Annotated in this window: 13 protein-coding genes; 6 read left to right on the forward strand and 7 right to left on the reverse strand. The window is 66.2% G+C overall.

Annotated elements, in window-relative coordinates; genetic code table 11:
- Positions 1-99 precede the first annotated feature (99 nt).
- Together IDF66_RS12700 and sigM (IDF66_RS12705) are read left to right on the forward strand one after the other, a co-directional pair.
- Complete coding sequence (locus tag IDF66_RS12700; protein ID WP_190267093.1) at positions 100-795, forward strand: TetR/AcrR family transcriptional regulator; 696 nt, start codon at positions 100-102, stop codon at positions 793-795.
- A gap of 192 nt (positions 796-987) precedes the next feature.
- Positions 988-1,548 (forward strand): RNA polymerase sigma factor SigM, encoded by a 561-nt coding sequence (gene sigM, locus IDF66_RS12705; RefSeq protein ID WP_164310076.1) that lies wholly within the window; start codon positions 988-990, stop codon positions 1,546-1,548.
- Between the two features lie 18 nt (positions 1,549-1,566).
- On the opposite strand, the gene sigM (IDF66_RS12710) is transcribed toward sigM (IDF66_RS12705), so the two are convergent.
- The 3 genes from sigM (IDF66_RS12710) to IDF66_RS12720 all read right to left on the reverse strand — a co-directional run bounded on the left by sigM (IDF66_RS12710) (position 1,567) and on the right by IDF66_RS12720 (position 4,751).
- Positions 1,567-2,154: an RNA polymerase sigma factor SigM gene (gene sigM / locus IDF66_RS12710; protein ID WP_387999210.1), complete on the reverse strand. Its 588-nt coding sequence runs from the start codon at positions 2,152-2,154 to the stop codon at positions 1,567-1,569.
- A 192-nt stretch (positions 2,155-2,346) separates the two neighbouring features.
- The gene (locus IDF66_RS12715) at positions 2,347-3,369 is read right to left on the reverse strand and encodes a GAF domain-containing protein (protein ID WP_190267095.1); all 1,023 of its coding nucleotides are present in this window, start codon (positions 3,367-3,369) and stop codon (positions 2,347-2,349) included.
- The gene (locus IDF66_RS12720; protein WP_190267096.1) at positions 3,366-4,751 is read right to left on the reverse strand and encodes a cytochrome P450; all 1,386 of its coding nucleotides are present in this window, start codon (positions 4,749-4,751) and stop codon (positions 3,366-3,368) included. The genes IDF66_RS12715 and IDF66_RS12720 overlap by 4 nt, the downstream gene beginning before the upstream one ends.
- A gap of 256 nt (positions 4,752-5,007) precedes the next feature.
- Between IDF66_RS12720 and IDF66_RS12725 the strand changes: the two genes are divergently transcribed.
- From IDF66_RS12725 to IDF66_RS12740, 4 genes are all read left to right on the forward strand, one after another.
- Positions 5,008-5,766 carry an anti-sigma factor gene (locus IDF66_RS12725; protein WP_190267097.1) on the forward strand — a complete coding sequence of 253 codons (759 nt, stop codon included), beginning with the start codon at positions 5,008-5,010 and terminating at the stop codon, positions 5,764-5,766.
- A 156-nt stretch (positions 5,767-5,922) separates the two neighbouring features.
- Positions 5,923-6,927 carry a thioredoxin-disulfide reductase gene (gene trxB, locus IDF66_RS12730; RefSeq protein WP_190267098.1) on the forward strand — a complete coding sequence of 335 codons (1,005 nt, stop codon included), beginning with the start codon at positions 5,923-5,925 and terminating at the stop codon, positions 6,925-6,927.
- Between the two features lie 44 nt (positions 6,928-6,971).
- Positions 6,972-7,310: a thioredoxin gene (gene trxA, locus IDF66_RS12735; RefSeq protein WP_164310080.1), complete on the forward strand. Its 339-nt coding sequence runs from the start codon at positions 6,972-6,974 to the stop codon at positions 7,308-7,310.
- 207 nt (positions 7,311-7,517) lie between these two features.
- The gene (locus IDF66_RS12740; protein WP_164311057.1) at positions 7,518-8,696 is read left to right on the forward strand and encodes an N-acetylmuramoyl-L-alanine amidase; all 1,179 of its coding nucleotides are present in this window, start codon (positions 7,518-7,520) and stop codon (positions 8,694-8,696) included.
- Positions 8,697-8,737: 41 nt separating this feature from the next.
- Here IDF66_RS12740 and IDF66_RS12745 read toward each other — a convergent pair whose 3' ends face one another.
- From IDF66_RS12745 to rsmG, 4 genes are all read right to left on the reverse strand, one after another.
- The gene (locus tag IDF66_RS12745) at positions 8,738-9,577 is read right to left on the reverse strand and encodes a hypothetical protein (protein WP_190267099.1); all 840 of its coding nucleotides are present in this window, start codon (positions 9,575-9,577) and stop codon (positions 8,738-8,740) included.
- A gap of 141 nt (positions 9,578-9,718) precedes the next feature.
- Positions 9,719-10,819: a ParB/RepB/Spo0J family partition protein gene (locus tag IDF66_RS12750; protein ID WP_190267100.1), complete on the reverse strand. Its 1,101-nt coding sequence runs from the start codon at positions 10,817-10,819 to the stop codon at positions 9,719-9,721.
- A 142-nt stretch (positions 10,820-10,961) separates the two neighbouring features.
- The gene (locus IDF66_RS12755) at positions 10,962-11,930 is read right to left on the reverse strand and encodes a ParA family protein (protein WP_317628676.1); all 969 of its coding nucleotides are present in this window, start codon (positions 11,928-11,930) and stop codon (positions 10,962-10,964) included.
- A gap of 143 nt (positions 11,931-12,073) precedes the next feature.
- Positions 12,074-12,784 carry a 16S rRNA (guanine(527)-N(7))-methyltransferase RsmG gene (gene rsmG, locus IDF66_RS12760; protein ID WP_190267101.1) on the reverse strand — a complete coding sequence of 237 codons (711 nt, stop codon included), beginning with the start codon at positions 12,782-12,784 and terminating at the stop codon, positions 12,074-12,076.
- Positions 12,785-12,799: the final 15 nt, after the last annotated feature.

Here is a 12,799-nt window from a genome sequence, read left to right on the forward strand (position 1 = left end):
ACGGGAACATGTCAGATGATGTTCTGACACGATATCGTGTCAGATAGAGTCGTGTAAAGAGATCTACAGCCGTGACCACCGACGATGCCGAGGAGTCCGATGAGTACCCCCGAGGGGCGCCGCTACGGCGGGGCCGACGCCGACGAACGGCGTGACCGGCGACGGCTCGATCTGATCGCCGCCGGGTTGGATCTGTTCGGCTCCGACGGTTATGCGAGCGCCTCCGTGAAGCGGGTGTGCGAGCACGCCGGTCTGACGCAGCGCTACTTCTACGAGTCGTTCGCCGACCGCCCCGCGCTGCTGGCCGCGGTCTACGAGGATTGTGTGGAGTTCGCCCGCGTCGCGACCGTCGATGCCGCGGCCGGTTTCGTCGCCGACGGTGGGGGAGTGGGTGCGGTCGGTGTCTCGTCTCCCGACGCACCTGCCGTCGCACGGGCTGCGCTGACCGCATTCGTGCGATGCCTGGCCGACGACGCACGTCGGGCCCGCGTGATGCTCGTCGAGGTCGTCGGTGTCAATCCTGATCTGGAACGCCTGCGGCTCAACGCGATTCACGAGTGGGCCGATCTGATCCTGACGTTTGCGCTGGGGGAGGAGACCGCCGATCGCACGCAACGCCTTGCCGCCATCGGTCTGGTCGGCGCGCTCACGCAGCTCCTGGTCGATTGGTACACAAGTGCCAACGGGGAGTTTGCCGCGCCCGCCGACGCCGGCCCGGACCTGTTCGACCTCGACGCGATCCTGGACGTGAGCGTCGAACTGTTCGTCGCCGCGTACGAGAGCCTGCTGGGCTGAGTCCCTGCTGCGCCGACGACACCCGATTTCTCGCCCTCAGCAACCACCGTTCCGCCGACGGCAACTGATTCTCCGCCATCCGCGCCACCCCGAATCATCCACTCGTCCACAACCTCTCCGGTGTCCCCAGAACTGTGGACAACGTGCAGGTCAGTGCGCCGAGGACCCGTGGTGTCCACTAACCTTCTCGGCATGACTCGGGGGAGCGTCGACGCGCGCAGCGACGAAGATCTGCTCCGCGCCCATGTTGCCGGTGAGCCCGACGCCTTCGCGACGCTGATCGAACGTCATCAGACCTATCTGTGGTCGCTGGCCTGCCGCACGAGCAACAATCCCGACGACGCCGCCGACGCCCTGCAGGACGCCCTGCTCAATGCACACCGAATGGCGTCGCGATTCCGGTCCGACGCCAAGGTGACGAGCTGGCTGCACCGGATCGTGGTGAACGCCTGCCTCGACCGCATCCGCCGCAACCGCGTGCGGCGCACGGTGCCGATCCCGGAGTACGACCTCCTGCCCCTCGCCGACGATCACGACCAGATGGCGGCCGTCGACCTCTCGATCTCGATCGGCAGGGCACTCGACACCCTGCCGCCGGATCAGCGTGCCGCGGTGATCGCGGTGGACGTGGAGGGCTACTCGGTCAGTGAGGCCGCGCAGCGTCTCGGTGTACCGATCGGAACCATCAAGAGTCGGTGCTCACGCGGTCGGCTCCGGCTCGCGCAGGCTCTCGGTCATCTTCGAGAGTGCTGACCTCGGCCGATCGGGCCATCACCGTGTTCGCAGGTGACCGAGCATCGTGGCGAGTTCGGCGCGCCCCCGTGCGCACCTGCTCTTGACGGTGCCGGGTGCCACGCCGAGCCGCTCGGCCGTGTCGGCGATGCTGTAGCCCTCGACGTCCACGGCGATGATCGCCACGCGCTGATGATCCGGCAGGGCGGCCAGGGCGTCGGCGATGTCGAGCCGGAAGACGAGCCGGTCGGCCGGATCGGTTCCGTCGGAGCGGTCGGGCGCGTGGTCCTCCGGCCGTTCGACGGCCAGGCGGGCCTGATCCCGGCGCAACCTGTCGAAACACGCATTGACGACGACACGATGGAGCCACGACCGGACCTGGGCGTCGCCCCGGAATCGGCAGGCGTGACGGTGAGCGTTGAACAGAGCGTCCTGCAAGGCATCGGCGGCGGCGTCGGAATCGCGGGTCGTGCGCATCGCGACGGCCCACAGGTAGCTGTCGTGGCGACGCACCAGCGTGCGGAAAGCGCGGGGATCGCCTGTGGCATGTGCGGCCAGCAGTTCGGCGTCCGAACGATCGGCGCCGTCGGAATACGGATCGATCCGACGGACCCCACCACCGGCCACGCCTTCCGCCGAGGCGACTGTCAACACGCTCGTGCCCTCTCGCATACTGCCGAAGCAGTCGACCCTGCAGGGTGCTGCTTCAGGCTCTGTGTGCGACCGGGCTCGGACATCCAGAGCGCCGGGAACTTCCACCTCGAGAGGCGCGCGTTTGTGTCGCTGATGCTAGCAGGCGATGCGGGGTCGACCTGCCGCTCAGCCGGCAGCGGGGGCGAAACGACCGACGAGCAGCTGACTGCCGACCGCACCCGGGTAACGCCTGAGCCGGAAGCGCACCGGCACCCACGCCCCGTCCGGTGCGAGCAACCGCACCGCCGAGGGCACCTCGTAGTCGTCGAGTTCATTCTGCAAGGCCTCTCGCGCCCGTAGGAATCCCTCGAAGTCGTCGGGGTGGATCAGATTACCCGGCAGATCCGGATGGTGGTCCACCGCGGATTCCGCGACATAACCGGGTCGGGTCGACAACCAATAGATGAGGAATGGCACAACATCGTCGGGATCTGCCGGATTGGTCCGGAACGCGACCAGGACCGCAGGCGGGACGTCACCATCCCGGTCGAGATCGACGAGACGGAGGGCGGTGAGCGGATCGACGCGGATCGGTTCGGTGTCGGTGACGTCATGGAACAGCCCTCGCACCTCGTCGGCATCGCGACCGGCACCACTGCGGGCCAGGCCGCGCCAGGTCATCAGGTGACTGTCGTCGTGCAGCACGGTGAGCGGGCCCTGGAACGTGGTGCGCTGGCCGGAGTTCGTGCACAGCTCGGCCAATTCGTTCAAGGCGTCGAACTGCACCACCTTGCGCAGGAACTGGCCTGGGTCCCGGGTGTCGCCGAATCCGTCCGGGCTCTGCGACGACATCAGGTACGACTCCAATGTGTGCCGGGCGATCAGCGTCTGGGGATCCCAGTTGACCGATGCGATCGCGCGCTCCGGCGACACCGGCTCGCCCGGGTCGCCCACCCAGGTCTTGACGCCGTAGACCTCACCCTCGTATCCGAGGACCGGCCGCAGCACGAGGCGGCGGTCGCCCAGTCGGCCTCCGATCACACGATCGAGGGGTAGCCGCGACCTGATGACCTCCGCGATCGGCGCAGCGACGTCGATGCCGTCCGATCGGGTCAAGGCACGCAACGACCCCCAGTCGCGAAACTCGCCCTCCCGGAAGACGATCGACATCGTGTCGTCGGTGAGGCACTCGATCAGGTACCAGGTCATCGCTCAGACTTCCGCGGGGTCGCGACGATCCTGAAGGGTTCGGGCCGCAGTGTGGCCCGCTCCCGCATCACCAGCTCGCCGGATTTCTCCAGTCGGAAACGGAATCTGGACAGCAGGGTGGCGAGTAACAGACTCGCCTCATGCATCGCGAACTGGCGACCGATGCACGACCGCGGTCCGGCACCCCAGGGCGAGAAGAACTTTCCGGAACCGGCGGTGATCCGCTCGGCGGTGAAGCGATCCGCCCGGAATCGGTGGGCATCCGGACCCCACACCGCGGTGTCGCGCTGCGCGGCCAGTGCGAGGACGAACACCCCTCGCCCGGAAGGGATGTGATAGCCACCCAACTCCTGGTCGGTGCGCGCAACCCGGAAAAAGCCCGGGGCCGGCGGCCACAGTCGAAGGCATTCGTTGACGTAGGCGCGGATCTGGCGTGACTTGACGACCCCCTCGTAGGTCAGCGGCGCCGGGTCGAGCTCTGTCTCTGCGATCCGATCGGCCGAGATCGGTTCGGCCGCCAGGTGATAGAGCGCCACCTCCATCAGCGCCGCGGTCGTCTCGTGTCCGGCGGCCAGAAATGTCAGCACCTGGTCGGTGACGTTGTGCAGTGGCAGCCGGTCGCCCGTGTCGGGATCCTCCGTCTCGAGCATGAGGCCCAGGAGATCGGTGTTCCCGTGATCGCCTGACTGCAAACGGCTTTCGATGATCCGCTGGACGAAGTTGCGGCAGACCGCGATGTCCGCGTTGCGGCGCCGGGCACCGAGAAACTCACGGACCGTACCCACGATCGGTACGTCGTTGGTCGATTCACTGGCCCAGACAAGCACGCGCCCAAGGGAATCCAAGAACTGCTCGGTTCCCTCCGCCGCTCCGTCTTGTCGGCCGAGCAGGCCCATGCGGCACGAGAACCCGGCCCGGCCGATCACTTCCAGGGTGGCCGAGGTCATGTCCTGATGCACGTCGACCACCGGCGACGTCGCCCATTTCGCGGCCAGGTCGTCGGCGACGCTCGCCATGGCGTCGTGATAAATGCGCATCGCCGATTGCGAGAACCCCGGTGTCAGGATTCGGCGCGCCTGTCCCCACAGCGGGTCCTTCGACCGTGCCGTGAAAAGACCCGCTCCGGCGAGCTCACGCAGCTGCGCGAGCGGCCCGACGAGCGCCCGCCCCCAGGAACGCTCGTCCAGCGTCTGGTTCGCCAGATCGGCTCCACCCACCACCACCAGGCGGTTGCCGAGCAACTCGCGCTGGAAGACGGGACCGAGCCGGAGGGCCAACTCTGCTTCGTGTTGGGTGGGGCGCCGCCGATCTGCTGAACGGACATCTCCCAGGATCGGGATGCGACCCGGCGGATGTGGCAGAGCACTCAGTGGCTTGCTCACGAACTGCTGCCTCTCGACGTTCGGATGTTCGGCGGACGCCCGTGGGCACCGCGCTGACACGCATGGTGCCACGACCGAGATGTCGCCCGCCGCACCGCTGACGGCCGCTGACGAATCCGATGGAACCGGACCGCGGACCGGTGCGTCTTAAACCCTGACGATCACGATCACAGGCACGGCCAGATACCAGTCGGACGCCGCGCTCGATCCACCCACTGTGGATCGGGTCCGGGGAGAGAAGTGGGAGAGTGGAGCGATGATCCCGCCGGGAGCAGCAGACGACCCTGACCGCACGGTCTCGCGCTTCCCGCAACCTCCCTACTCGACCGATCTCCTCGCAGATCTGCACGCCGATGTCCTGCCGCCCGACGTCGCCGAGTACATGAGATCTCGTATCTCCGACGACCCCGATGCCCGCGCGGTTCTCGACGCACTCGACCGCACCACCGCACAGCTGCGCGGCACTGACGTGCCACCCATTCCCGTACCCGCCGAGGTGGCGTCCAGGACCCGGCGGACGCTCGACGAGATCGGCGCGGAGACCGCCACCACGCCCGACGGCGCCGTCGGTGATATCGCCGAACGCCGCAGGCGGCGGATGCCTGCCCGATGGTTGGCGGCCGGTGGCGTCGCCGCCACGATCGTCGCGGTGCTCGCCATCACCGTCACGGTGCTGCGGTCACCGGCATCCGACCCTCCGCTGCAGGCCCAGCCGTCCGCGCCACCGATCACCGACCTGGCACCCGGTGAACGGGTCGCGCTGTTGTCCGTGCTGGGAAAGGACGACGTCGCGCCGTTCGGATCGGCGCAGGCACTGCGCCGCTGCACCGCTGCCAACGGTGTCGCGGCAGACACCGTGGTCCTCGGGACCGGGCCGGTCACCGTGCGTGGACGCAACGGTGTCGTCATCCTGCTGTCCACCGGGACCGCGGGCCGCTTCGATGCGCTCGTCGTGGCGCCCGACTGCACCACCGGAAATCCCGCGCGCATCAGCCGTACCGTGATCGGCGGCTGACACCGCGCCCGAACAGTCACATCGGCCCGACCACATGTGATCGTCCACGCACGCCTCCCGCTGCCGGGAACATCTGCCCTTACCCTGATGTTGAGACAGCCGAGACACCCGGCGCGGCGTCGAACAACGCATCGCGCCGTCGAGCACGGAGGACGGATGACCCAGCCAGACAGCCAGCAGATCCACGACCTGATCATCATCGGATCGGGCCCCGCCGGCTACACCGCCGCGATCTACGCGGCTCGCGCCGAGCTCGCCCCGATCGTTTTCGAGGGCACACAGTTCGGTGGCGCGCTGATGACCACCACCGAGGTGGAGAACTTCCCCGGCTTCCAGGGCGGCATCCAGGGCCCACAGCTCATGGACGAGATGCGGGAACAGGCGATCCGTTTCGGCGCCGACCTGCGCATGGAAGACGTGGACACCGTGCGCCTCCAGGGACCGGTCAAGGAGGTCGAGGTCGGTGGCGAGGTGTTCCGTGCTCGCGCAGTGATCCTGGCCATGGGTGCTGCGGCCCGGTACCTCGGCGTCGAGAACGAGCAGACCCTGCTGGGTCGCGGTGTCTCCGCATGTGCCACCTGTGACGGCTTCTTCTTCAAGGACCAGGACATCGCCGTGATCGGCGGAGGCGACTCCGCGATGGAAGAGGCGACGTTCCTGACCAAGTTCGCGCGCAGCGTCACCCTCGTCCATCGGCGCGAGGAGTTCCGTGCCTCCAAGATCATGCTCGAGCGCGCCCGCGCCAACGAGAAGATCCGGTTCGTCACCAACTCGGCCGTGACGTCGGTCCTCGGCGACAATTCCGTCACCGGGCTCGGGCTCACCGACACCACGAGCGGCGAGACCAGCACGATCGACGTCACCGGCATGTTCGTCGCGATCGGACATGATCCCCGTAGCGAACTGGTCCGCGGCCAGGTCGACCTGGACCCCGAGGGATACGTGCAGGTCGCCGGCCGGACCACCTACACGTCGATACCGGGCGTGTTCGCCTGTGGCGACCTCGTCGACCACACCTACCGTCAAGCCGTCACGGCTGCCGGCAGCGGCTGTTCGGCCGCGATCGACGCCGAGCGCTGGCTCGCCGAACAGGGCGATGTCGACATCGACGCCGGACTCGAGGGTGAGTTCGTGGTCGTCGACGCGCCTGCGACTGCCTGATATCACCAGACACATCGACTTCTGACGTCCATAAGGAGGACACCATGGGAGCAAACACCGTCGCCGTCACCGACGCGACCTTCAAGGACGAGGTACTCGGCGCCGACAAGCCGGTACTCGTCGACTTCTGGGCGACCTGGTGCGGCCCGTGCAAGATGGTGGCACCCGTTCTCGAGGAGATCGCCCGCGATCACGGCGACAAGCTGACCATCGCGAAGCTCGACGTCGACGCCAACCCAGGCGTCGCCCGCGACTTCCAGATCATGTCGATTCCGACCATGATCCTGTTCGAAGATGGCAAGGCCACCAAGACGATCGTCGGCGCCAAGGGCAAGGCCGCCCTGCTGCGTGAGCTCGACGGAGTCGTCGGCTCGCCTGCATGATCAACTGACCTGCGGTTACCCCGGAACCGGACGACGGTCCGGGCCCGCAGGACCCCGATGATGGCGCCCCTGGTGGCGCCATCATTTGGTCGTGCCGTCGCGACCTGAAAGAATGCTCGGTGTTTGCGGCGGTGTGCGGTGAGCACCGATCTGGGGGACGCTGACACCCATACCCATCCACCGCGCTGCCTGGACGAGGAGTTGCTGATGCCGTTGTTCCGACTCGGGGATCATGGCTCGGCTGTCGCCGAGATCCGGAATATCCTCGTCGGACTCAGACTGCTGACGTCGAGTCCGGCGCCTGAGAGCATGTCCGGCACGATCAGTGGCTGGACACCTCCCGAGGCGATCTTCGACGACGCGTGCGATCGCGCCGTGCGTGCGTTCCAGCAGGAGCGCGGGCTGATCGTCGACGGCATCGTCGGTCCGGCCACCTACCGCGCCTTGCGCGAGGCCTCGTATCAGCTCGGCACGCGAGTACTGCTCTACCGTCTGTCCGCACCGATGGTCGGTGACGACGTCGCGACCCTACAAGCGCGCCTCCAGAACCTCGGCTACTACACCGGCCTGGTCGACGGCACCTTCGGCGAGACCACCCATAACGCGGTGTGCCTCTATCAGAGCGAGTACGGCCTGTCGTCCGACGGAATCTGCGGACCGGCGACCCTGCGTTCGCTCGAGCGACTCGGCACCCGCGTCACCGGCGGGTCGCCGCACGCCATTCGCGAGGAGGAGCAGGTCCGCCGTTCCGGGCCACAGCTCTCCGGCAAGCGAATCCTCATCGACCCGGGTTCCGGTGGGCTGCACGACCTTTCATCCGGCATCACCGCCGATCTCGAGTCCGCGGTGTTGTGGGACCTCGGTGCCCGGCTGGAGGGGCGCATGGCCGCCGCCGGTATGGAGACGTTCCTCTCCCACGACGGCCGGGGCCGTCCCAGCGACGACGAACGCGCCCGGGTGGCCAACCTCGTCGACGCCGATCTGATGATCTCGCTGCGCTGCGGTCACTACCCCAACGACCGCGCGCACGGTGTGGCATCGTTCCACTTCGGCAATTCACACGGGTCGTTCTCGACCATCGGCCGCAACCTCGCCGGTTTCATCCAACGCGAAATCGCCGCCCGCACAAGCCTCACCGACTGTCGGACGCACGAGCGGACCTGGGACGTGTTGCGGCTCACCAGGATGCCTGTGGCGCTGATCGACGTCGGCTACATCACGAACCAGAACGACGCAGAACTGCTCAACGACCCGAAGGCCCGCGACGTCATCGCCGAAGCAATCCTCGTGGCCGTGAAGCGGCTCTATCTCCTGGGTGAGAACGATCGCCCGACGGGGACGTACACGTTCGCAGAACTTCTTGCGGCGGAGCGCCTTTCCAGCTGACGCTGTCTGTTTTCTCGGCCGGCTGATCACTCAGCTGTCGGTCAGCGCTGCCGACGGCCGACCGGCACCGATGCCGGTCGCTCGCGGCCGGCGAGGTCCATCGCGGCCATCACCACCAGCTTCTCGAGGGCGTGCTCGACCTCGTGCTTCCAACCCAACCCTTCGTCGAGTTCGAGGCGGAACCGGGGAAACCGCGGATGTGATGCCACCAGATCGAATCCGGAGTCCTTCAGGAAGTCCGCATCGATGATGCACTCCGTGCAGAGGTTCGCCTGCGGGCTGTCGTGCATGGCGCGGGTGATCTCGACGATCGTCTCGTCTGCCCAGACCTGCATCTCATTCGAGATCGATTCCAGGGCGCCGAGCTCCGCCACCTCATCGTGCTCAGATGGTGGTTGGCTCAATGCGGACGAATCTGCGGATTCCGCCGGTGTGCGGACGATGCCGAATGCCTCGACGGCACGAACACCACGACGAACCAGATTGGTCACGACGCTGTCGAGAAGGATAGGGGCAGCTTCTTCGAATCCGGGTTCGGTGCGGATGGAGGTCAGAAGAACCGCATCGGCGCTCACCGGAGAAGTGGGGAAGTGGCCCGACCGCGGGACGCGTCCGGGTGGCGCGTAGAAGGCGGTACCCACGTAGTGTCCGGTCTGTCCGTCGATCGCCACCTGACCGCAGGTGCCCCATTCGAGGAGCACACCGGAGATCCACGCTTCCTTGTCGAACTCGCTCTCGAACGATGACCCGAACTCGCCCAAGATCTCGTTCTCGGCGGTGCGTGACGACGACGGATCGACCTCCCAGAACACGCAGCGGCGAGTGTGCATCGGCAACGACTCGAAAGATTCGAGATCGACACGAGTGACCGCGAGATTCATTCCGACATCTCCGCCTCGATCGGGTTCGGAAGATCGAAAGTGTAGTGCGACAATAGATTTCGTACTTTCACCGTCGTCCTCGCTGATCAATTGTCACTGTGACGTATCTCCCGGGTGCCCCCATGAGGCACTTTCACACGGTCACGAGACCCCACGGGGGTCGACAACACCGACGATCCGTTCGAGGTCTTCGACCGAGCCGAACTCCACCACGATCTTGCCTTTTCGCTTCCCGAGACTGACTGTAACCCTCGTGTCCAGACGGTCGGAAAGTCGCTCGGCAACGTCCTGCAGACCCGGCATCTGCATCGGCTTGCGCTTGGCAGGGCAGGGTGCCGCCGGATCCCGGTCGCCCCGATTCGAGAGGGTGACCGCCTCCTCGGTGGCGCGTACCGACATACCCTCCGCGACGATCCGGGCAGCCAGGGCCTCCTGAGCGTCACTTCCGGTCTCGAGGGACAGCAGTGCGCGCGCGTGACCTGCCGACAGCACCCCCGCCGCAACCCGTCGCTGGACCGGGACCGGCAGCTTGAGCAGTCGGATCATGTTCGTGATCAGCGGACGCGATCGGCCGAGGCGATTCGCCAGTTCCTCGTGGGTGACGCCGAACTCATCGAGCAGCTGCTGATACGCCGCGGCCTCTTCCAATGGATTGAGCTGCGCACGGTGGATGTTCTCGAGCAGCGCATCACGCAGCATGTCCGCGTCGGCGGTCTCACGAACGATCGCGGGCAACGCATCGAGACCGGCTTCTTGACCGGCACGCCAGCGCCGCTCACCCATCACGAGCTGGTACAGAACCCCGTCGTCGGTGGGTGCCGACAGGCGTCGCACGACGATGGGCTGCATCAGCCCGAATTCCTTGATGGAGTGCACCAGCTCTGCCAGCGCATCCTCGTCGAACACCGTGCGCGGCTGTTGCGGGTTGGGTTGGATCTGCGACGGCGGAATCTCGCGGTAGACCGCACCCATCTCGTTCGAGTTCAGTGCGGTGGCATCCGATGCGGTGCCGTCAGAAGTTGGACGATCCGATGCACCACGCTCCACGGTGGCACCGGGGGAGCCCGCATCCGGGCGATCAGACCCCACGCCTGGAGTGGTTCTGCCGATCACCACATCCGCCGCGGCCGAACCGAGACGTGGACCGCTCGGCTCATCACCTTCGGGCGGACCGGTGGGGATCAGCGCGGCCAGACCACGCCCGAGTCCGCCTCGACGCTGTGCAGTATCTCGCTGACTCACTGCTGTCCTCTCGCTGAATACACCGGGAGTATCGGCGACTGCCGCCGCCCCATGATCTCGAATCCTATCCGCACCGACCGACTGTGTTCGGTATGCAGGGACGTGGTCGACCAGAGCGTGTTCGCCGAGGTGACGCCGCTCATCATTGCGCCGCGCCCCGTAGTGCCAACTCTCTACAGGCGTCGAGGTAGCTCATCGATCCACGTGAACCCGGGTCGTATTCGATGATGGTCATGCCGAATCCCGGGGCCTCGGAGACCTTCACACTTCGCGGAATGATCGCCTTCAACACCTTGTCGCCGAAGTGATTGCGCACCTCGTCGGCGACCTGATCGGCGAGCTTGGTCCTGCCGTCGTACATGGTCAGTACCACGGTCGAGACGTGCAGCGCCGGATTGAGATGTGCCTGCACCAGCTCGATGTTGCGGAGTAGTTGGCCGACGCCCTCGAGCGCGTAGTACTCGCACTGAATCGGGATGAGTACCTCTTTGGCCGCCACCATCGCGTTGACCGTGAGCAAACCGAGCGACGGCGGGCAATCGATCAGTACGTAGTCCACGTCGAGGTCTCGTAACGTGTCCTCGTTCAGAGCGTTGCGGAGCCGATTCTCCCGAGCGACCAACGAGACCAGTTCGATCTCGGCGCCTGCCAGGTCGAGCGTCGCAGGCACGCACAGGAGCCTGTCATTGTTGGGGCTCTTCTGGGTCGCCTCGGCGAGCGTCACCTCGCCCAGTAGCAGTTCGTACACCGATGCAATGTCCGGAGCGCGATGATCGATCCCCAGCGCAGTACTCGCGTTGCCCTGGGGATCGAGGTCGACGACCAGGACGCCGAGTCCGTGCAGGGCCAGTCCCGCTGCCAGATTCACCGCGGTGGTGGTCTTGCCGACGCCGCCCTTCTGATTGGCGATGGTGAGGATCCGGGTCTTCGGCGGTCGCGGGAGTTGGCCGGCGCCACCGGGCGTGAGAACCTGACTCGCTCGCGCGGCCGCGGCGGCTATCGGGGTGTCATGGAACTCGGGGCGTGATGTCGGGGGGACTGGGGTCGGCGGGGTAGGGGATCCGCCACCGACAGTGGTTTCACGTGAAACACTCGGGTCCTGATCGACCACGCTTGGACTCCTTCGCCCGACTTCGTAACCTTCGGCAACCTGCCCCGCGTGGGCATCTCGATGATCCGCGGCTTCTGATGCCGCCGACCGATCACCGGTCTGCCGTCTATTCTGCGCCCTCCGTGGACTCCACACCAATCCGGTCACCTCTTCTTGTTGCGTGTTCGCGAACGCTTTCCGGAACCCCCGCCGATGCGCCTTTTGGTTCCGATGACCACCGTCGTCGGGACATCCAGGACGGCCTTACCGCACTCGTCCACCCTCAGGTTGGTGATCCCGGACCGACCCACCAGATCGCGGTCCCGGTCGATCTCCTCCCGAGCAGACGCACCCTTGATTGCCACCATTCTGCCGTCTTCTCGGACCAGCGGTCCGCACCACTTGGCCAAGCGCTCGAGCGGCGCGACGGCACGAGAGGTCACCACATCGGCTTCACCCACCGCTGCCCGAATCGCCTTCTCTTCGGCTCTCCCGCGAACGACAGTCACGTCGAGCCTCAGCTCCGCAACCATTCTCTGCAAGAAATCACTACGTCGCAGGAGTGGCTCCACGAGAGTCACAGACAGATCCGGTCGGGCGATCGCGAGGGGGATGCCAGGCAGCCCCGCACCGCTCCCGATGTCGACAACGGTCTCACCCTCGATGATCACGTCGCCGATCACCGCACAGTTCAGGATGTGCCTATCCCACAGACGTGGTACTTCCCGTGGTCCGATCAGACCGAGCACCACGCCATCGCCGGCGAGCGCCTCGTGGTACTGCTCGGCAATCTCCAGGCGGTCACCAAAGACTGTGAGGGCCTCTGGGGGAGCGGGCTGTGGATCGTCGGTCGCGGTTGGTTCCACGTGAAACATCCTTTCATCGGCAAC

It is taken from the genome of Gordonia hankookensis (assembly GCF_014673215.1).
Classification (GTDB): domain Bacteria; phylum Actinomycetota; class Actinomycetes; order Mycobacteriales; family Mycobacteriaceae; genus Gordonia; species Gordonia hankookensis.

Coding starts and splice junctions, on each gene's coding strand:
- IDF66_RS12715 (WP_190267095.1), bottom strand. CDS start 3,369: ATGACCTGGTACCTGATCGAGTGCCTCACCGACGACACGATGTCGATC.
- IDF66_RS12740 (WP_164311057.1), top strand. CDS start 7,518: ATGCCGTTGTTCCGACTCGGGGATCATGGCTCGGCTGTCGCCGAGATC.
- IDF66_RS12700 (WP_190267093.1), top strand. CDS start 100: ATGAGTACCCCCGAGGGGCGCCGCTACGGCGGGGCCGACGCCGACGAA.
- IDF66_RS12745 (WP_190267099.1), bottom strand. CDS start 9,577: ATGAATCTCGCGGTCACTCGTGTCGATCTCGAATCTTTCGAGTCGTTG.
- sigM (WP_164310076.1), top strand. CDS start 988: ATGACTCGGGGGAGCGTCGACGCGCGCAGCGACGAAGATCTGCTCCGC.
- rsmG (WP_190267101.1), bottom strand. CDS start 12,784: ATGTTTCACGTGGAACCAACCGCGACCGACGATCCACAGCCCGCTCCC.
- IDF66_RS12725 (WP_190267097.1), top strand. CDS start 5,008: ATGATCCCGCCGGGAGCAGCAGACGACCCTGACCGCACGGTCTCGCGC.
- trxB (WP_190267098.1), top strand. CDS start 5,923: ATGACCCAGCCAGACAGCCAGCAGATCCACGACCTGATCATCATCGGA.
- trxA (WP_164310080.1), top strand. CDS start 6,972: ATGGGAGCAAACACCGTCGCCGTCACCGACGCGACCTTCAAGGACGAG.